The organism is Streptomyces sp. NPDC005925 (assembly GCF_040638805.1).
Lineage (GTDB): Bacteria > Actinomycetota > Actinomycetes > Streptomycetales > Streptomycetaceae > Streptomyces.
In genome coordinates, this window is record NZ_JBEXVL010000001.1 from 315765 (window position 1) to 335119 (window position 19355).

Below are 19355 nucleotides of genomic sequence, written 5' to 3' on the forward strand. Positions count from 1 at the left end.
ACCGTCGAAAGGACAGGCGAGGGCAGGGGGCCGTCGCCGCACACCGAGGGCAGGCCCGTCATGGGGAAGAGAGAGACGCGGGTGCGAGGGCTCGCCGCGCGGGCCGGCGGCTGGAGCGCCCGGCATCGCTGGGCGGCCGTCGGGATATGGGTGCTGTTCGTCGTCCTCGCGATGGGGCTCGGTTCGGCGGCGGGCCGCGTCGACGTCAAGGACAGCGATCAGCTCTCCGGGGAGACACACACCGCCGCGAGGATCGTCGAGGACGCCGGCATCGACGAACCGGCGAGCGAGAGCGTCCTGGTCCAGGCGAAGGACCGCTCGCTGAAGGCCACGGACGCCGCGTTCCGGTCGGCCGTGAGCGCGGTCGTCCGCGCGGTGGAGGCGACCGGCGAGGTCACCGACGTCACCACCCCGTACGACACGGGGACGATCTCCGAGGACGGCCGCAGCGCGCTGGTGCAGTTCGACATGCGCGGCGAGGCGGACACCGCCGGGGAGCGCGTGGAGCCGGTGCTGCGGGCCGTGGAGAAGGCCGGAGAGGGCCACGAGGCGGTGCGGATCGAGGAGATCGGCGGCGCCAGCATGATGAAGACGTTCGACGACGCCTTCGGGGACGACTTCCGGAAGGCCGAGTACTCCGCGGTGCCGGTGGCCCTCGGCATTCTGCTCATCGCCTTCGGCGCGCTGGTGGCGGCGCTGCTCCCGGTGGCGCTGGCGGTCACCGCGATCATGGCGACGATGGGACTGATGGGCGTCGTCAGCCATGTGATGCCGATGAGCGACACCGCCAACTCCGTGATGCTGCTGGTGGGTCTGGCCGTGGGCGTCGACTACTGCCTGTTCTATCTGCGCCGTGAGCGCGAGGAGCGGGCGGCGGGCCGGGACGCGCAGACGGCGCTGCGGATCGCCGCCGCGACCAGCGGACGGGCGATCGTCGTCTCCGGTGTCACGGTGTGCGTGGCGATGGCGGGCATGCTGTTCACCGGTCTCGCCGAGTTCGAGGCGATGGGCCTCGCGTCGCTGATGGTCGTGGCGGTCGCCATGGTCGGCTCCGTGACGGTGCTGCCCGCGCTGCTGTCGCTGCTCGGCGAACGGGTCGAGAAGGGACGTGTCCCGTTCCTGCGCCGCCGGAACGCGCACCAGCGCGCCTCCCGTGGCAACGGTGAGAGCCGCTTGTGGACGGCGGTGCTGCGGCGGGTGCTCGCCCGTCCGGTGCTGTCGGTGGTCGTCGCGACCGGCGCGCTGCTCGCCCTCGCGGCCCCCGCGGTCGGCATGAAGACGCAGAACCTCACGCTGGACCAGGAGTTCGGCGACTCGCTGCCCATCGTGCAGACGTACAACCGGATCAACGAGGCCTTCCCGGGCGGTTCGGAGCCGGCCGAGGTGGTCGTCAAGGCGGCCGACATCAACGCCCCGGAGGTCAAGCACGCGCTGGCCGGCTTCAAGGAGCGGGCGATCAGTTCGGGTGCCTCGCGCGGGCCGGTCGAGATCAGGCTGCACGACGAGCAGAACATCGCCTTCGTGTACGTCCCGCTGGTCGGCGGCTCCGACCAGGACGAGGCGGGCGCGAGCCTGGAGAAACTGCGCGACGAGGTGCGCCCGGCCACGCTCGGCACGGTCGACGGGGTCGAGGCGCCGATCACCGGCCAGGTCGCGGGCTCCCACGACTTCAACGAGCAGCTGGTCGGCTCCGTCGTCCCGGTGTTCGTGTTCGTCGTGGTGTTCGCGTTCCTGCTGATACTGCTGTCGTTCCGCTCGCTGACCGTCGCCGTCACATCGATCGTGCTGAACCTGCTGTCGGTCGGCGCCGCCTACGGCATCCTCGTCGCCGTCTTCCAGCACGGCTGGGGCGCGTCCCTGGTGGGCGCGGAGGGTGTCGGCGCGATCATCACCTGGCTGCCGCTGTTCCTCTTCGTGATCCTGTTCGGCCTGTCGATGGACTACCACGTGTTCGTGGTGTCCCGGATCCGCGAGGCGCGGCTGCGGGGCCGTACGACGACGGACGCGATCCGGCACGGTGTGGTCACCACGGCCGGGGTCGTCACCAGCGCCGCGGTCATCATGGTCGCCGTGTTCGCGATCTTCGGGACGCTCTCCATGCAGTCGATGAAGCAGATGGGCGTGGGCCTCGCTGCGGCCGTGCTCATCGACGCGACGGTCATCCGGGGCGTGCTGCTCCCGGCCGTGATGGCGCTGCTGGGCGAGCGCAACTGGTACTTCCCCACGTGCCTGCGATGGCTGCCGGACATGACGCACGACGAGGCCCTCGAGGAGCCAGCCCCGGCGTCCCGGGGCGGCGAGGGAGAGTACGCGCCGGTACGGGTCTGACGGGCCCCTGCCCACCCGGTCGGTCATGCCGTGCGGCCCGGCCGGGACCGGTCACGCGATACGGCGCGGCCCGGCCGGTCGTACGCAACGGAAGGGGCCCGCCGGCGGAAGGGGCCCGCCGGCTCCGCGGGGAGTCGGCGGGCCCCTTGCGCGCGCTGCCCTGCCCTGCCGGTCAGGCGGTGGGCAGTCCGGCGTCGATCGGTCCTGCGGCGATCGGTCCGGCCCCGATCAGTTCGGCCTCGATGAGGTCGGCCGCGCGCCGGGTGCCGCCCTCGTGGGCCATGTCCGCCTGGACGGCCTTCAGGCGGCGGGCCACCTCCGGGTCGTCGACCAGCGCGAGCGCGGTGGAGCGCAGGGTGTCCGCCGTCGCCTCCGCGAGGGGGACGTGCCGGGCGACGCCGAGCGCCTGGAGCACGTCGGCGTTGCCGAACTGGTCCACGGCCTGCGGTACGGCGATCATCGGGGTGGCCGTGGCAAGGCCCTCCTGGCTGCCGCCCGCGCCCGCGTGGGTGACGAACAGGTCGGCCTGCCGCAGGATCGTCAACTGCGGCACCCAGGAGTGCACTTCGGCGTTGGGCGGGATCTCCCCCAGCTCCGCCGGTTCGACGTGCCGGCCGACCTGGAGGACCAGGTGCCAGCCGGGCAGCTCGCCGAAGGCCTTCAGGCACTCCCGGTAGAAGCCCGGCTGCTTGGTGAAGGACGAGCCGAGCGAGACGAGGACGACCTTCCCGGCGCCCGCGGGACGCTGCCAGTCGCCCTCGCCGCCCCGGTCGCCCTGACAGGCGCCGACGAAGCTGTACACACTCTCGTCCACCCGGTCGGCGTTCGGCTGGAGCGCCTTGGGGATGAGGACGAGGGAGCGGTCGGGGCGGCCGACGAACGGATCCGGGTGCTGGGTGATCCCGTTCTGCGCCAGCCAGGCCGCGAAGCGGGCGTAATAGGCCTTGCCCCGGTCGGTCTTCTTCGGCTCCTCCCACATCGGCTCGGCGACTTCCTGCTCGTAGCCGTCCCAGGCGACGAGGTTCGGTGAGAGGGAGACGGCGGGCACGCCCCAGCGGTGGGCGAGGACGCGCGCCGGGTAGGAGGTGATGTCGTGCAGCACCAGGTCGGGTTCGTCGCCCTCGTAGGCTTCGATGAGCTGCGGCAACGCCTGGATCGCGTCGTTGAGGAAGGGCTCCACGTTGTCGAGCAGGGTCGTCCCCCACGCCTCGGGGTCGTCGTCGGGCGACGGCAGCGTGGAGTTCCACGGCTTCACCTCGGCGCCGGTCGCGGCGACCTTTTCGGCGAACACGGGCGGAATGGCGTACGTGACCCGGTGCCCGCGCGCCACCAGCTCGCGGATCACCTCGAGACTCGGGTTCACGTGACCGTGGGCGGCGATGGAGAACATGGCGATGTGCGCGGGGCTGGTCATGCCGATGACCCTAGGCGAGACGATACGTCTCGTACAACTGGATTGTTCTGCAGTCCCGCGCAGCGAGGTACGCACCGATTGCGGCGCGGATGCGGATGCGGATGCGGATGCGGTCGAGCGACCACCTGCGGCAGGCGCGTCCGGAGGACCGGCAGCCGCTCTCAGCCCCCGCGCCCGCGCCCCGCCGCACCCGCACCCCCTGTCAGCGCTGGTAGCGGGCGAGCACCAGGTTGCCGTCCTTTTCCAGGCGGTCGCGGAGCTCACCCAGGCCGATCGCGCCGCTGTAGTACTCCTGGTACGCCGGGGTGGCCACCTTGTCCTTCCACTCGGGGTAGCCCCGCACGGACTGCGCCGGTGCCGGACTGAGGTGTGCGGCGAGGGCCGTGCCGGTGGCCCAGCCGTACTTCGCGGTGCGCAGCGCCGGGTCCTTGAGGGCTTCGGTGCCCGTGGGCAGCATCCAGTCGCCGAGGGCCAGGCACACCATGTTGCGGGGCCGCAGCAGGAAGTCGAGGAAGCGTGCCGCCTCCCGCTTGTGCGGACTGTCCTCGGCGATGGACAGGGTCTGCGGGCTGACGCCCTGGGTGAGTCCGTCCGCGCCGGCGGGAGCGGGCAGCACCTGCCAGTCGAAGCCCTCGGGTGCCTGCTGCACGATCTGCTGGCGGTAGGAGAACCCGAGGGGGACCATGGCGTACCGGCCGCCGAAGAACCCGGGGAGCGTGTCCGAGCCTCCGCTGCCGAGCGTCGTCGCCGAGGCGCTGTGATCGGTGTTGACCTGGTCGTGGATGGTGCGCGGCACGACCTGGTCGCCCGGCTCGAAGCGGACGGTGACCCTGCCGTCCGCTCCGCGGTGGAACAACGCGCCGCCCGCCGACAGCGACAGGTTCAGCGTGGCGGACACGGGTTCCTTCAGCGCCCAGGCCACGCCGTACTTCCCGGCGCCGCTCAGCCGCTCGGTGATCCGCCGGAACTCCGGCCAGCTCCAGGGCCGTTCGGGGGTGGGGACGCGGACGCCGGACTTCTTCAGCCACGTGCTGTTGGCGATCAGCACGCGCGGTTCCTGGAGGAAGGGCACGCCGTAGACGCCGTCCCCGAAGGTCGTCGTCTCCCAGCTGCGCGGCGGGATGTCCGCCTTGAGCCGGTCGGGCAGCAGGTGGGTCAGGTCGGCGAGCCGGCCGCCGTAGGCGAAGTCCGCGAGGTCGTCGGAGGCGTCGTGGATGATGTCGGGCGCCTCGCCGCCCTCGAAGGAGGTGAGGAGCTGGTCGTGGACGCTGTCCCAGTTGCCCTGGACGTACTCGACGCGCACGTCGGGGTGCGTCGCGTTCCACTCCTCGACCAGTTCCCTGTTGGCCTCCACCGACTCCTGCTGCCAGGCCAGGGACTGGAAGCGCAGGGTGACCCGCCCGTCGTCCCGGGTACCGCCCGGGGAGCAGCCGGCCAGGAGCAGCAGGCCGACGAGGGCCGGCATGACCAGTCGCGTACGCGTCCGTCTCGCACGCGTCCGTCTCGTACCCGTCGCTCCCGTACGCGTCGGCCCCGTACCCACTGCTTCCGTGTCCACTGCTTCCGCACCCGTCGCTCTCGTACGCATCAGGCCTTCACCGCTCCCGTGAGCATGCCGCCCGTGATCCGCCGCTGGATGAGCGCGAACACCATCAGGGAGGGCAGTGTCGCGAGGAAGGCCGCCGCGGCCAGCGGTCCGAGGTCGGCGACTCCCTCGGCGCCGATGAAGTGGGTCAGCACGACCGGCAGGGTCTGCTTCTCCGGGGTCTTCAGCAGGATCAGCGCGAAGAAGAACTCGTTCCACGCGGTGATGAACGCGAACAGTGCCGTCGCCACGATGCCCGGCGCGAGCAGCGGCGCCGTCACCGACACCAGGGTGCGCAGCCGCCCGGCGCCGTCGACCGCCGCGGCCTCCTCCAGCTCGCGCGGCACGGCCCGTACGTAACCGGTGAGCATCCACAGGGCGAACGGCAGCGCCCACACCACGTACACCATGACCAGTCCCGGCAGCGAGTCGATCAGCCGCAGGCTCTTCAGTACGAGGAACAGCGGGATGATCAGCAGGACGAACGGGAAGGCCTGGCTGACGACGACCCAGCCGGTCGCGGCCTTCGCGAGCCGGGTGCGGCGCCGTGCCATGACGTACGCCATCGGGGTCGCGATCAGCACGGCGATCAGGGCCGCGGCGAGCGCGGCGGCCAGCGAGTTGACCGCGGCGTGCAGCAGGGGCTGTTCGTCGAAGGCCTGTCGGAAGTTGTCCAGGGTGGGGTTCTCCGGGATCCAGGTGGGGTGCAGGCTGCCCAGTTCGCGCGCCGGTTTGAAGGCCGTGGAGATCAGCCACAGGAACGGGAACGCCAGGAACACGAGATACGCGAGCAGGGCCGCGTACTGGCCGGTGCGGGCCGCCGGTCTCGTCCTCACGCGTCGTCACCTCCCCGGAGCCGGCCGACGAGGAAGACGGCCAGGAGCACCGAGATCACGGCGACCATGACGCAGCCCATCGCCGCCGCGTACCCGAACTGGCCGTAGCGGAAGGCCTCCTCGTAGGCGAAGAGCATCGGCAGCCGGGTACGTCCGCCGGGGCCGCCGTTGGTCAGGACGTAGACCAGGGCGAAGGAGTTGAAGTTCCAGATCAGGTTGAGTGCGGTGATGGCCAGCGCGACCGGTCTGATCGCGGGCCAGGTGACCGTGCGGAAGCGGCGCCAGGCACCGGCGCCGTCGACCGCGGCGGCCTCGTGGAGTTCGCGCGGGGTGTTCTGCAGACCGGCGAGCAGGGCGACCGTCGTCTGCGGCATGCCCGCCCAGACGCCGACGACGACGACGGCGGGCAGCGCGGTCCCCAGTCCGCTGAGCCAGTCGCGGCCGTCGCCGAGACCGAGGTCGCGCAGGGTCTCGTTGAGGATTCCGGCGTCCGGGTTGTAGACCAGGCGCCACATGATGCCGACGACCACCTCGGGCATCGCCCACGGGACGATCGCCAGGGCGCGGGCCGCCCAGCGCAGCCGGAGGTCCTGGTGGAGCAGCAGGGCGAGGCCCAGCGCGAGCAGGAACTGCGGGACGGTCACGCCGACGGCCCACGCCAGCCCGATCCGGAACGACTCCCAGAACAGCGTGTCGTGCAGCAGGTCCTGGAAGTTGAGGCCGCCGATCCACCGGGTGGGCGTGGTGCGGCCCGACTGGGCGTCGGTGAAGGCCAGCAGGATGCCGTACAGCAGCGGCCCGACGCTGAGGACGAGGATGGGGATCAGGGCGGGCAGGACCAGGAACCAGGCGCCGTGCCCGCCGCCCCGCCCTTTGCGGCCGGAGCGGGTCACTTCCGGCTCCGGTCTCCTCACCTCGGTCAGCAATGTCACAGAATCTACCCCTTTGCACGGCGTGGACGGCCTCGTCATGGTCGTGAACACGATCAGCCACGTCAAGCCGTCGCGTGCCCCGCCCGGCCGGTGCGGATGGGAAACTGACGGATGACGGCCGGATTTCGGCGCGCTGAGCGCGTACGGACGGCGGACGGAAGCGGATTCGGAGGCTGACGATGGACGAGGCACGGGCGCGGGAGGTACTGGCCGCGGCGGAGGTGCTGCCCGGCGCCGGCGCGCATGCCGGGGCCGGTGCCGCGGCCCGCGCGCGGCTGCTCGCCCTGGGTGAGAACGCGGTGTTCGCCGCCGGTGACCTGGTCGTCAAGGTGGGCCGCCACGCCGAACTCCTGGACCGGGCCCGGCGCGAGCTGGCCGTGGCCGGGTGGCTCGCACAGTCCGACGTGCCCGCGGTACGGGCCGCACGGTCCGACGCGCTGCTGGTGGACGGGCACCCGGTGACCGTGTGGCACCGGCTGCCGGACGCGGTACGGCCCGCCGAGCCCCGGGACCTGGCGGAACTGCTGCGCGTGATCCATGCGCTGCCCTCTCCTTCCTTCGGGCTTCCGCCCCGTGAGCTGCTGGGCGGTGTCGAGCGGTGGCTGCGGCTCGCGGGGGACGCGATCGACCCGGCGGACGCGGCCTACCTGCGGGAGCGGCGCGACGGTTTCGCCTCGGCCGCCGCCGCTCTGACACCCCGTCTGCCGCGCGGCCCGATCCACGGCGACGCCCTGCCGCGCAACGTGCACGTGGGCCCACAGGGACCGGTCCTGGTCGACCTGGAGACGTTCTCCGGCGATCTGCGGGAGCACGATCTGGTGGTGATGGCCCTGTCCCGCGACCGGTACGGCCTGGCCCCCGGGGCCTACGCGTCGTTCGTGGAGACCTACGGGTGGGACGTACGGGAGTGGGACGGGTGCGCCGTGCTGCGCGGGGCGCGGGAGACGGCGAGCTGCGCATGGGTGGCGCAGCACGCGCCCGGCAATCCGAAGGCGCGGGCGGAGTTCGAGCGGCGGGTGGCGTCACTGCGGGACGGGGATCCGGCCGTGCGGTGGTACCCCTTCTGAGCGGTACGGCCGAGCCCGCGACCGCGGCGGCGACCGGTCCGCACGGCGGACCCCTCCGCCCTGTCCGATCGCTCTCGGGCCCGGCTCAGGCCGGGCTCAGGCCGGGTTTCAGGCCCGGCTCGCCGTCAGTTCCCTGAACGGCCACATGCCGTCGACCGTCGCCGTCTCGTCGCCCTTGCGGCGCAGGAAGGCCTGGTAGTCCGCCGCCCATTGGGCGTACCACTCTATTTGGCGGTGGTGCAGGTCGGCCGGGCCGAGGGAGGCGACCTTCGGGTGCCGGTCGGCTATGGCGCAGGCGAGGCGGGCCGCGGCCAGGGCGTCACTCGACGCGTCGTGGGCGGTGTCCAGGACGATGCCGTACTCGGCGCAGACCGCTTCGAGGTTGCGCTTGCCGCGCCGGTAGCGGTCGGCCCAGCGGTCGATGGTGTACGGGTCGATGACGGGCGCCGGGTCCTGGCCGCCGAGGCGGTCGCGCAGGGACGGCAGGTGGTACCGGCGCAGTTCGGCGGAGAGCAGGGTGAGGTCGAAGGCGGCGTTGTAGGCGACGACCGGGACCCCGGTCCTCCAGTACGTGACGAGGACGTCGGCGATGGCGTCGGCCACCCGGTCGGCCGGCCGGCCCTGGCTCGCCGCGCGTTCATTGCTTATGCCGTGCACCGCGACCGCGTCCGGCGGGATTTCCACGCCGGGGTCCGCCAGCCATTCGCGGCGGCCCATCTGCTCCCTGTTCCTGACCTCGATCACGGCTCCCGTGACGATGCGTGCCTCGCGCGGGTCCGTGCCCGTCGTCTCCAGGTCGAAGCCGATCAGCAGCTCCCGGTGCCAGCCCATGCGGCTGCCCCCCTTCTTGGTGTGCGTCCCCCAGTGATCTCCACCTTCGCACGCGGCACTGACAATCCCAGGACCGCTTCCCGCTCGGCCGTCCGGTGGGGGAGCCGGCGCACGTCACGACACCGGCCGCGAATCCGCCCACATCACTTCGAACTCCTCGCGATAGGTGGAGAAGAGTCCCCCTTCGTCGACCCCGTCCGACGTGACCACCTTGCCCGCGTTGCGCAGGACGAACACGGGTGCCTCCATGCCGCGGGTGCGGCGGAGGTAGTTCTGCACGACGGCGATGCCGTCCGCGCCGTCGCCGTCCACGAGGTAGGAGGTGAAGCGGGGCGTCTCGTCGAAGACCTGGATCGCGAAGGCGTCCGGATCGCGCAGCCGGGCCCGCACCCGGCGCATGTGCAGGATGTTCATCTCCACGGCCCGGCTCAGCTCGCCGCGTTTGATGCCGAGCTCGCGCTCGCGCCGTTTCACGGCACTGGATGCCGGGTTGAGGAACAGTAAGCGCACCCGGCAGCCGGACTCGGCGAGGCGGACGAGGCGGCGGCCGGAGAAGTTCTGCACGAGCAGGTTGAGGCCGATGCCGATGGCGTCGAGGCGGCGGGCGCCGCCGAAGATGTCCTCGGCCGGGAACTGGCGCAGCAGCCGGACCCGGTCCGAGTGCACGGCCACCACGTCGGCGTACCGGTCGCCGACGAGGTCCTCGACCGCGTCGACGGGCAGTCGGCGCGCGGACGGCACGTCGCCGCCGGCGCCGAGGATCTCCAGCAGTCGCGCCGAGGCCCGCTCGGCCTGTCCGAGGACCGCCTCGGACAGGGCGCGGTTGCGGGAGACGACGTTCCGGGTGACCTCCAGCTCGTCCAGCGCGAGTTCGACGTCCCGGCGGTCGTCTATGTAGGGCGCGAAGCAGGGCCAGTGCTGCACCATCAGTTCGCGCAGCTGGGGAAGGGTGAGGAAGCTGAGGACGTTGTCGTCGGCCGGGTCGAGCAGGTAGCCCTTGCGGCGGCTGACCTCGCGGACGGCGACGGCGCGCTGCACCCATTCCTGCCCGGCGGGCCCGGCCGCGGCGACCACCCACTCGTCGCCGTGCACGGGCTCGTAGACGGGCCGCAGTACGGCGGCCACGACGGCGCGCAGCCGCTGTTCGACGAGGTTCAGCCAGATGTAGGCGCGACCGGCGCGCTGGGCGCGGGTGCGGACCTCGCGCCAGGAGTCGGCGTCCCAGTCCAGCTCCGGGCCGATCGCACCGGCGTCCATCGGCCGGGCCAGGGACACGGCGCCGGGCGGGACATCTGTGGAGTTCCCCTCGTGACTCTCGTCACCAGGCGGCAGCTCCAGCCCTCCCGAGCCCACCTCGCACCGCCTTCCGCTCCCCCGAGCACAACCCCGTGTCAACGATCAAGGAAGGGTACTCCGGTAGCGGCACGCGGTGCAGCCCGATGGACAGGCTGGTCCCTCAACCCGAGTCGTCCGTGTGGCCGTTCCGGTCGGCGGGCTGACGGGAAGCGAGCGGATTCATGCCGGTGACGTTGCGCGGGGCGAGGGTGAAACCCGCCGGTGGGCCGGCAGGGACCGCTGGTCCTCGTCGCGGGCGGTGAGAGGGAAGCCGGCGTTCACCGGGAGCGCGGGGCGAGTGAGGGTCTGTCCGCCGCCTGTCCGCCGCCTGTCCGCCGGCCGGCCGTGCCCGGAGCAGGTGCCGGTGCAGGGCGGGGGCGCTGGGACCGGTCCTCGCCCTGCCCGGGACAGGTGCCAGTGCACGGCGGGGCGCTGGGACCGGTGCCAGCCCTGCCCGGAGCAGGTGCCGGTGCCGGTGCCGGTGCACGGTGGGGCGCTGGGCCCGGCCGTCTCGTCGCCGGTGAGCGGGTCGCGCCCCGGCCCGCGGCTCCCTCGGCGGGCGCCTGCGCCCCGACGCCCGGCGGGGCGCCGTCCCACTCCTGCCCTCCCGATCCCCGGACGGGCCCCCGGACTGGCTCCCGGACTGGCTCCCGGACCCGGCCCCCGGCCGCCTGTAGCACGGGGCGGCCACCCCCTTCCGGCGTGTCGGCGGCGAACGCCGCCCCCGGCAGGGTGACCGCGAGCGTCCGGGTCGTCCCCGGCGCGGCGAGAGCCGTGCGGGGCACGGCCTTTCCCAGGTGGCGGTGCGTTCCCCCGCGCACGCTGTCCCCCCGCTCCCCCCAAAGCCCCGGGAGTGTCTGTGCGCTCCAGCGCTCGGCATACCTGGCGTGTACGGGGTATGCGTGGGTCGTCCGGTAAGAGGGCCATAAGTCCTAGGTGGTTCCGTCACTTTCGGGGACACTCGGGGCCAAGGCGTCACCAGGGGCGCCGCACACCGGAAAGAGTCGTATCCATGCAGGTCTGGCCTGGAGAGGCATATCCGCTCGGTGCCACGTACGACGGCGCCGGAACCAACTTCGCGGTCTTCACGGAGGCCGCGGACCGAGTAGAGCTGTGTCTGCTGCACGACGACGGTTCGGAGACGGCGATCGAGCTGCGGGAGAGCGACGCGTTCGTGCGGCACGCGTTCGTGCCCGGCGTGATGCCGGGGCAGCGGTACGGCTACCGCGTGCACGGCCCGTACGCGCCCGAGCGGGGGCTGCGCTGCAACTCGGCGAAGCTGCTCCTCGACCCGTACGCGCGTGCGATCAGCGGCAGGATCGCCTGGGGCGAGGAGGTGTACGGCTACCACTTCGACGCCCCGGACAGGCGCAACGACCTGGACTCGGCGCCGCACACGATGACGTCGGTCGTGGTCAACCCGTACTTCGACTGGGGCGACGACCGCCGGCCCCGCACCGAGTACCACCACACGGTGATCTACGAGGCCCATGTGAAGGGCCTGACCATGCGCCACCCGGGCCTCCCGGAGGAGCTGCGCGGGACGTACGCGGGGCTCGCGCACCCCGCCGTCATCGGGCATCTGACGGAGCTGGGCGTGACGGCGCTGGAGCTGATGCCGGTGCATCAGTTCGTGAACGACCACCGGCTGGTCGACACCGGCCTGAACAACTACTGGGGCTACAACACGATCGGTTTCTTCGCCCCCCACAACGCGTACGCGTCCTGGGGCGACCGCGGGCAGCAGGTGCTGGAGTTCAAGTCGGCGGTGAAGGCGCTGCACGAGGCGGGGATCGAGGTGATCCTCGACGTGGTCTACAACCACACCGCCGAGGGCAACCACCTGGGACCCACGCTGTCCTTCAAGGGCCTGGACAACCCACAGTACTACCGGCTGGCGGACGACCCGCGGTACTACACGGACACGACGGGCACCGGGAACTCGCTGCTCATGCGGTCCCCGCACGTCCTTCAGATGATCATGGACTCGCTGCGGTACTGGGTCACCGAGATGCACGTCGACGGGTTCCGCTTCGACCTCGCGGCGACGCTGGCGCGGCAGTTCCACGAGGTGGACCGGCTGTCCTCGTTCTTCGACCTGGTGCAGCAGGACCCGGTCGTGTCGCAGGTCAAGCTGATCGCCGAGCCGTGGGACGTCGGCGAGGGCGGCTACCAGGTGGGCAACTTCCCACCGCTGTGGACGGAGTGGAACGGCAAGTACCGCGACACCGTGCGGGACCTGTGGCGGGGCGAGCCGCGCACGCTCGCCGAGTTCGCCTCCCGGCTGACCGGCTCCTCCGACCTCTACCAGGACGACGGGCGGCGCCCGCTGGCCTCCATCAACTTCGTGACCTGCCACGACGGCTTCACACTGCACGACCTGGTGTCGTACGACCACAAGCACAACGAGGCCAACGGCGAGGGCAACCGGGACGGCGAGAGCCACAACCGGTCCTGGAACTGCGGCGTCGAGGGCGAGACGGACGACCCGGACGTGGCGGTGCTGCGCGCGCGGCAGATGCGGAACTTCGTCGCGACGCTGATGCTGTCCCAGGGCGTGCCGATGATCAGCCACGGGGACGAGTTCGCGCGCACCCAGGGCGGCAACAACAACGCCTACTGCCAGGACAACGAACTGTCGTGGGTGGCGTGGCCGGGGCCGGACGGGCCGGCCCGGGAGCTGTTCGACTTCACGCGCGCGATGGTGTGGCTGCGCAAGGACCATCCGGCGTTCCGCAGGCGGCGCTTCTTCCACGGACGGCCCGTGGAAGGCACCCACGACGAGCTGTCGGACATCGCCTGGTTCACCCCGGAGGGCAAGGAGATGACCCAGCGGGACTGGAACTCGGCGCGGGCCTCGGCGCTCACGGTGTTCCTCAACGGCAACGCGATCTCGGAACCGGGGCCGCGCGGGGAACGCGTGACCGACGACTCGTTCCTGCTGATGTTCAACGCCTCGCCGAAGCCGCTGGACTTCGTGGTGCCCGTCGACCACGGCCGGCAGTGGCAGGTCGTCGTCGACACGGCCCGCCCGGACGGGGTGCCGCCGGGCACCGGCCCGAAGGTGCAGGCCGGAGCGAGGCTGACGCTGACGGACCGCAGCATGACGGTGCTGCAACGGCCGGTGTGACCGGGGCTTCCCCCGCGGGACGGCCCCGGTGGCGGCCGGTGGCCCCGGATCGTCCGTCCGGGCGAGCCGGGGCGCACACCCGGGGGTGCCGCGGAGCGCCCGTGATGACACGAAATGCGGCCGGGCGGGTACGTACGTCTGCATGACACCCGAGCGACGCGACCCCACGGTGCCCACGGCCACCTACCGGCTCCAGCTGCAGCCCGCCTTCCCGTTCGAGGCGGCAGCGGCGGCCGTGCCGTACCTGGCCTCGCTCGGCGTCTCGCACCTGCACCTGTCCCCCGTGCTGGAGGCCGTGCCGGGCTCGCCGCACGGGTACGACGTCACCGACCCCGCGCGCGTGCGGGCGGAACTGGGGGGCGAGGACGGGCTGCGGGCGCTGGCCCGTACCGCGCGGGAGCACGGCCTGGGACTGGTGCTCGACATCGTGCCGAACCACATGGCGCTGGCGCCGCGCCACAACCGCGCCCTGTGGGAGGTGCTGCGGGAGGGGCCTGCCTCGCCGTACGCGCGCTGGTTCGACATCGACTGGGAGGCGGGCGGCGGGCAGCTGCTGCTACCGGTGCTCGGCGGGCCCCTCGGCGACGAGATCGGCCGGCTGACGGTGGACGGCGACGTGCTGCGCCACCACGACCACGCCTTCCCGCTGCGCGAGGGCACGGCCGGTCTGCCGATGCCGCGGCTGCTGGACGCGCAGTGGTACCGCCCGGTGTGGTGGCGGCTGGCCCGCACCGAGCTGAACTACCGGCGCTTCTTCAGCATCTCCGAGCTGATCGGAGTGCGCGTGGAGGACCCGGAGGTCTTCGACGCCACCCACGGCACGATCCTGCGGCTGCTGCGCGAGGGCGTGATCGACGGCCTGCGCGTCGACCACCCGGACGGCCTGGCCGACCCCGGCGCCTACCTGCGGCGGCTGCACGGGGCGACCGGCGGGCACTGGACGGTCGTGGAGAAGATCCTCGCCGACCACGAGCACCTCCCGGCGTCCTGGCCGGTCGCGGGCACCACCGGATACGACGCCCTGCGCCGCGTGGACGGCCTGTTCACGGACCCGGCGGGACACGCCGGCCTCCTGGACGCGTACCGGCGCTTCGCGGACCCCCAGCCGGATCTGGGCGGCGACTGGGCGGCGACGGCACGCCGGGCCGCGTACCGGGTGATCGGGCACGAGCTGGCCGCCGAGCTGGACCGGCTGACCCGGGCGGCGGGCCGGGCCTGCGCCGCCGCGCCCGAACCCGCGCTGCGCGACCGGGCACCCTGGGCGCTGCGCCTCGCACTGCGGGAACTGCTGGTCCGCCTGGAGGTGTACCGGCCCTACACACCCGGGGACACGGCCTCGGTCGTCACCGAGGAGGCCGCCGCCGGGGCCCGCCGTGCCTTCCTCGTCCCCGAGGAGGCGGGCGCGGTCGACGTCGTACGGGACCTGCTGCTCGCGCGGTACGGCGACGGTCCGGAGCACGTGGAGTTCCGGACGCGGTTCGCGCAGACCGCGTCGGCCCTGCGCGCCAAGTCCGTGGAGGACACGGCGTTCTACCGGTACGTGCCGCTGCTGTCCGCGACCGAGGTCGGCGGCGACCCGGGCCGCCCGGCCCTCACCCCCGGCGACTTCCACGCGTACGCCACGCGCGTGCAGCGCGACCGGCCGCTGTCCGGGACGGTCGTGTCCACGCACGACACCAAGCGCAGCGCCGACGTACGGGCCGCGCTCGCCGTGCTCACCGAGTGCCCGGCCCGCTGGGCGGACCTGGTGTCGGAGGTGACCCGCGCGGGGGGCGACGTGCCGGACGCGCAGCTCGCGTGGGTGGCCTGGCAGACGGTGTTCGGACTGGGCCCGGCGGACCCGGAGCGGGTGCGGGGCGCGCTGCTGAAGCACGTGCGCGAGGCCGGTCTCCACACCGGCTGGACCGAGCGGGAGCCGTCGTACGAGGAGGCGGTGACGCGTTTCGTGACGGCGGGGCCGTGCGGGGTGCCGGGCGAGCGCGTACAGGCGTTCCGGCGTGAGCTGGGGCCGCACATCCGGGCGAACGTCCTCGGCGCGGCCCTGGTCCATCTGACGATGCCGGGTGTGCCCGACGTGTATCAGGGCACCGAGGCCGAGTGCCTGGCCCTGGTCGACCCCGACAACCGGCGCCCGGTGGACTTCCCGCCGGCGGACGAGGACGACAAGACGCGGCTCACGCGGGCGGCGCTGCGGCTGCGGGCCCGGCGCCCCGACGTGTTCGGCGCGGCGGCGACATACGAGCCGCTGACGGCCGAGGGCCCGGCGGCGGCCCACTGCGTGGCGTTCGCCCGCTCGCACCGGGTCGTGACCGCCGTGACGCGCCTGTCGTTGCGGCTCGCGGGGGCGGGCGGCTGGCAGGACACGGAACTCGCCCTGCCGCCGGGCCGGTGGAGGGACGCCCTGGACGACTCCCGGGAATTCGAGGGTCGCGCGCGCGTGGCGGCCCTGTTCGCCCACCGGCCGGTGGCTCTGCTGGAGCGCGCGGAGGGCGAGAGCGGGGAGGCGTGAGCGGACCGGGTACGGTCCCCGCGGCAGGCCCGGGGGCCGACGGGACGCCCCCTCCGGCACCGGAGTCCCGCCCCGCCGGGACTCGCCCGTGTCTCCCTTGACATGGCCCGTCGGGCGTGGGGTACTGCGAGAGGCGGGACCGGGCGGACGAGTCGGGGGTGAGTCTCCTGCCGGAGCTGCGCTACCCCACGGTCACCGAACTCGTCTCGGACGCGCGCGCGTTGGCAGCCCGGTGGCCGGGCGTCTGCACCCTGCGGCAGGTGGGCGTGTCCCGGGCGGGCAGAGGACTGCACCTGCTGTCGGTGGGCCGGGCCAGGCGGTCCGTACTGGTCGTGGCGGGCGCCCACTCCAACGAACCGGCCGGCGGACCCACCCTGCTCGCGCTCGCCGAACGCGTCCTGGAGGAGCGGTCGTTGCGGGACGACACGTCCTGGCACCTCCTGCTGTGCGCGGACCCCGACGGGGCGAGCCTCCACACGACGCCGGCGCCGCGCAGCCTGCTCGACTACCACCTCGGGTTCTTCCGGCCCGCCGCGCCGGAGCAGCCCGAGTGGGCGCCGTCCGTGCTGCCGCCCGACCGGCTGCCGCCCGAGACCCGCGCCCTGACCGGCGTCATCGACGAGCTGCGCCCCTACCTCCAGGTGTCCCTGCACGGCACCGAGCTGGGCGGCAGCTGGGTGCAGCTGACGCGCGACGTGCCCGGTCTCGCCGAGCCGTTCGCCAAGTCCGCGGCGCAGCTCCACATCCCCGTCGAGACGGGCGCCTCGGACGCCGCGGGCTGGCCGGTGGCGGGGCCCGGTGTGCGGGTCATGCCCGCCGCCGAGGCGGGCCGGGCCTACCCGAGCCTGTCGGACGACGCGCGGCACAGCACCTGGTACCGCCCCCACCGGTACGGCGGTCTCAGCGCGGTCGTCGAGGTGCCGATGTGGGCGAGTGACCTGGTGGACGACCCGGCGCCGCATCCCGCCCCGGCCGCCGCGATCCGGCGGCTCGCGCACCGGCTCCAGAAGGACACGCGGGAGGTGCGGGAGGTGTTCGAGGACGTGCGGCCGCTTCTGGACGGGGCCGACGGGCCCCTGCCGCGGGCCGTGCGGTGGGGTCTTGAGCTGGTGCCGGGGCTCGCCGCCGACCTGATCGACACGCCGCCCGTCGACGGCACGCGCGCGTACGTGGGCAGCGTCGACGCGTTCACGCGCCGGGTGCCGTTGCGGGTGGCGGCCATGCTGCTGCGGGTCCTGCGGGAGACCGACGACCGTGCGGCGCCACGCCTCGAACAACTCGTCGTGCAGTGGAGCGACGCCTTCGCGGCACGGTTCCGCGCCCGGTGGGTGCCGGTGGCGCACCAGGTCGAGCACCAGTCGCGCACCGTCGTCGCGGCGGCCCTGCACGCGCGCGGGAGGACGGTGTGAGCCGCACCGCCCTCCCGGACCCGGCCGTCCCCGAGGGCGCCGCTCTCCCGGGCCCTCCCGGACGGTCCGCTCAGCCGTCCAGCGCGAACACCTCACCCGTACGCGCGGCCATCAGGCACGCGTTCGGGAACGTCTCCGTGTAGTTCACCGGGCGGCCGTGCCACTCCCCACGCGCGCGCGCCGTGACCGGCGCGTCGATCATCGTGCAGAAGGCGTCCCTCGGCGGGACGGCACGCGGGTCGCCGCCCGCCGCCTGGAGTTGCGCGCACGCCTCGGCCGCGTGGGCGTGACCCCGGGGCGGGCCGCACAGCAGCAGGGCGCCGCGCGTGCCGCTGGAGTCGGTCTGCTGGCGGAAGGAGACGCCGCCCGGGGTGACGGTGAGGTAGAGCCAGTCGCCGGGACCCTTGACGGTCGCCCCGGCCGGGGAGGCGCAGGTGACGAGGAGAGCGGCCGCCGCCAGCAGGCCGCCCCGTACCGCTTTCGCTGTGGTGGTGTACGTCATTCCCGGTACATCGGCACGGCGGGCTGCGAACCCCACCCGGACTCACCCGAACGGGAACACGCGCGCGTCTGTCCGGCCGTGAGCTCGAACGCGGCGAGCACCACCCGCGTCTGGTACTCCGCCTGCCGTGCGACCGGTATCCAGCGGGTCCCGTGCCCGTCGCGGTAGTCGGCGCACCACACGTCGATGAGCCGGTCGAGTTCCGGCAGTACGCCCGCCGGGTCGCGTCCGGCGGCGGTGACCAGCTGGTGCAGCAGCCCCGCGGTGCGCAGCGCCAGCCGTCGCCCGGCGATGCGCAGCGCCGCGAGGTGTGCGACGCCGAGCGGCGGGAGGGTGTGCCCGCCCGGCGTGTCGGGGTCCCAGGTGTCGGCGAGGCCGGGACAGACGAGCAGGTAGTCGTCGACGGGCGCGAGCAGCGGCGCGGCGTCCGGCAGGTCGGCGACGTGCGGCCGGAGCCGGTCGAGGAGCCGGCGCAGCAGCCGGGTGTCGTGGCGCAGTGTGCCGCTGATGGTGCGCAGGGCCGTAGCCGGGTCGGCGCAGGGCGCGGGGTCGGCGACGGCGCGCACGCCCCACATGGGTGCCTCGACGACGGCGGTGACGGTGCCGTGCCGGTGCGGGTGGTACCAGGTCGACTCGACGGCTGCCTCGGTGATGGCGGCGGCGAGGTCGCCGCGGCGCGGCGGTGGGATCAGGTAGACGGCGGGGCCCAGGCCGGGCCAGTACAGGGTGTCGTAGGCGCCGAGTTCGCGCGGGATGCCGAGCCGGGCGGCTGCCCGGGCGACGCGCTGCGCGAGCCCGGGCAGTTCGTCGGTCACCTCGACGAAGCCGCCGCCGACGTCGACGCCGTGCAGGGAGCACTGCAGGACGGGCCGCAGTTCGTCCTGGAGGTCGAGCAGGACGCGCGTCTCGGGCAGGGTGACGCGTGCCGGGCCGTCGGGCAGCCACTCGGGCTGTTCGAGGAAGCCGGGCCGGAAGAAGTTCCGGAAGTACCGGCCGAGGGTGTAGGGGCCCGGCAGCCAGCGCTCGTTGCGGCGCAGCCCGTCGGGGTCGAGGCACAGAAGCAGGTTCCAGGTGGCGTCGGCGCCCTCGGTGAGCCGGGGGTCGGCCAGGGCCCGTTCGGCCAGCCGCAGGACGGTGGCGCCGCCCACGGGTTCGTTGGCGTGCGGTCCGGCGACGACGAGGGTCTGACGGCTGCCGTGCCCTACGGACAGCAGCCACATGGGTGTGCCCGCGCGGGAGGTACCGACGCGCCGCAGCCGGGCGTCACGGGGGCGGCGGGCGGCGAGCGCGGCGGCGCGGGCGGCCAGCTCGTCCACTGTGTGGTAGCGCAGGAGTGCCTGCAGGACACACCTCCCCGAGGTGGTGCGATCAGCTCACCCGATATGCGCGGGATACGCAAAGTCAGTCATGACTTGGGGGGTACGTCAACACCTCGGTGCGATGCGGCATTTCTGCGGCACGGGTGGCGGCCCGGGCC

General features: G+C 73.2%; 12 protein-coding genes and 1 pseudogene. 5 read left to right on the forward strand and 8 right to left on the reverse strand.

The window, feature by feature from the left end; translation table 11 throughout:
* The first annotated feature begins 60 nt into the window (after nucleotides 1-60).
* Nucleotides 61-2328 (forward strand): MMPL family transporter, encoded by a 2268-nt coding sequence (locus ABZ354_RS01350; protein WP_358651676.1) that lies wholly within the window; start codon nucleotides 61-63, stop codon nucleotides 2326-2328.
* A gap of 172 nt (nucleotides 2329-2500) precedes the next feature.
* On the opposite strand, the pseudogene mgt reads toward ABZ354_RS01350, so the two are convergent.
* From mgt to ABZ354_RS01370, 4 genes and pseudogenes are all read right to left on the reverse strand, one after another.
* Nucleotides 2501-3785, reverse strand: a pseudogene (gene mgt / locus ABZ354_RS01355) (macrolide-inactivating glycosyltransferase).
* A 159-nt stretch (nucleotides 3786-3944) separates the two neighbouring features.
* On the reverse strand, nucleotides 3945-5207 hold the full coding sequence (locus ABZ354_RS01360) for an extracellular solute-binding protein (RefSeq protein ID WP_358651678.1): 1263 nt from the start codon (nucleotides 5205-5207) through the stop codon (nucleotides 3945-3947).
* A gap of 122 nt (nucleotides 5208-5329) precedes the next feature.
* On the reverse strand, nucleotides 5330-6163 hold the full coding sequence (locus tag ABZ354_RS01365) for a carbohydrate ABC transporter permease (RefSeq protein ID WP_358651680.1): 834 nt from the start codon (nucleotides 6161-6163) through the stop codon (nucleotides 5330-5332).
* The gene (locus tag ABZ354_RS01370) at nucleotides 6160-7056 is read right to left on the reverse strand and encodes a sugar ABC transporter permease (RefSeq protein ID WP_358652223.1); all 897 of its coding nucleotides are present in this window, start codon (nucleotides 7054-7056) and stop codon (nucleotides 6160-6162) included. The genes ABZ354_RS01365 and ABZ354_RS01370 overlap by 4 nt, the downstream gene beginning before the upstream one ends.
* 218 nt (nucleotides 7057-7274) lie before the next feature.
* On the opposite strand from ABZ354_RS01370, the gene ABZ354_RS01375 reads away from it, so the two are divergent.
* Nucleotides 7275-8162: an aminoglycoside phosphotransferase family protein gene (locus tag ABZ354_RS01375; protein ID WP_358651682.1), complete on the forward strand. Its 888-nt coding sequence runs from the start codon at nucleotides 7275-7277 to the stop codon at nucleotides 8160-8162.
* A gap of 108 nt (nucleotides 8163-8270) precedes the next feature.
* Here the strand turns inward: ABZ354_RS01375 and ABZ354_RS01380 are convergent, their stop codons facing one another.
* Both ABZ354_RS01380 and ABZ354_RS01385 read right to left on the reverse strand, forming a co-directional pair.
* On the reverse strand, nucleotides 8271-8993 hold the full coding sequence (locus ABZ354_RS01380; RefSeq protein ID WP_358651684.1) for a 3'-5' exonuclease: 723 nt from the start codon (nucleotides 8991-8993) through the stop codon (nucleotides 8271-8273).
* A 114-nt stretch (nucleotides 8994-9107) separates the two neighbouring features.
* Nucleotides 9108-10346: an SAV2148 family HEPN domain-containing protein gene (locus tag ABZ354_RS01385; protein ID WP_358651686.1), complete on the reverse strand. Its 1239-nt coding sequence runs from the start codon at nucleotides 10344-10346 to the stop codon at nucleotides 9108-9110.
* A 994-nt stretch (nucleotides 10347-11340) separates the two neighbouring features.
* Here ABZ354_RS01385 and glgX point away from each other — a divergent pair.
* The 3 genes from glgX (at nucleotide 11341) to ABZ354_RS01400 (ending at nucleotide 17376) form a co-directional block, all read left to right on the forward strand.
* Nucleotides 11341-13458, forward strand: a complete 2118-nt coding sequence (gene glgX, locus ABZ354_RS01390) for a glycogen debranching protein GlgX (RefSeq protein ID WP_358651688.1) — start codon at nucleotides 11341-11343, stop codon at nucleotides 13456-13458.
* Nucleotides 13459-13600: 142 nt separating this feature from the next.
* The gene (treY, locus tag ABZ354_RS01395) at nucleotides 13601-15967 is read left to right on the forward strand and encodes a malto-oligosyltrehalose synthase (RefSeq protein WP_358651690.1); all 2367 of its coding nucleotides are present in this window, start codon (nucleotides 13601-13603) and stop codon (nucleotides 15965-15967) included.
* A gap of 158 nt (nucleotides 15968-16125) precedes the next feature.
* A complete protein-coding gene (locus tag ABZ354_RS01400) occupies nucleotides 16126-17376 on the forward strand; it encodes a M14 family zinc carboxypeptidase (RefSeq protein ID WP_358651692.1) in 1251 nt (416 codons plus the stop codon).
* Nucleotides 17377-17446: 70 nt separating this feature from the next.
* On the opposite strand, the gene ABZ354_RS01405 is transcribed toward ABZ354_RS01400, so the two are convergent.
* The gene (locus ABZ354_RS01405; RefSeq protein ID WP_358651694.1) at nucleotides 17447-17878 is read right to left on the reverse strand and encodes an SSI family serine proteinase inhibitor; all 432 of its coding nucleotides are present in this window, start codon (nucleotides 17876-17878) and stop codon (nucleotides 17447-17449) included.
* Complete coding sequence (locus tag ABZ354_RS01410; protein WP_358651696.1) at nucleotides 17875-19194, reverse strand: M14 family zinc carboxypeptidase; 1320 nt, start codon at nucleotides 19192-19194, stop codon at nucleotides 17875-17877. The genes ABZ354_RS01405 and ABZ354_RS01410 overlap by 4 nt, the downstream gene beginning before the upstream one ends.
* Nucleotides 19195-19355 lie beyond the last annotated feature (161 nt).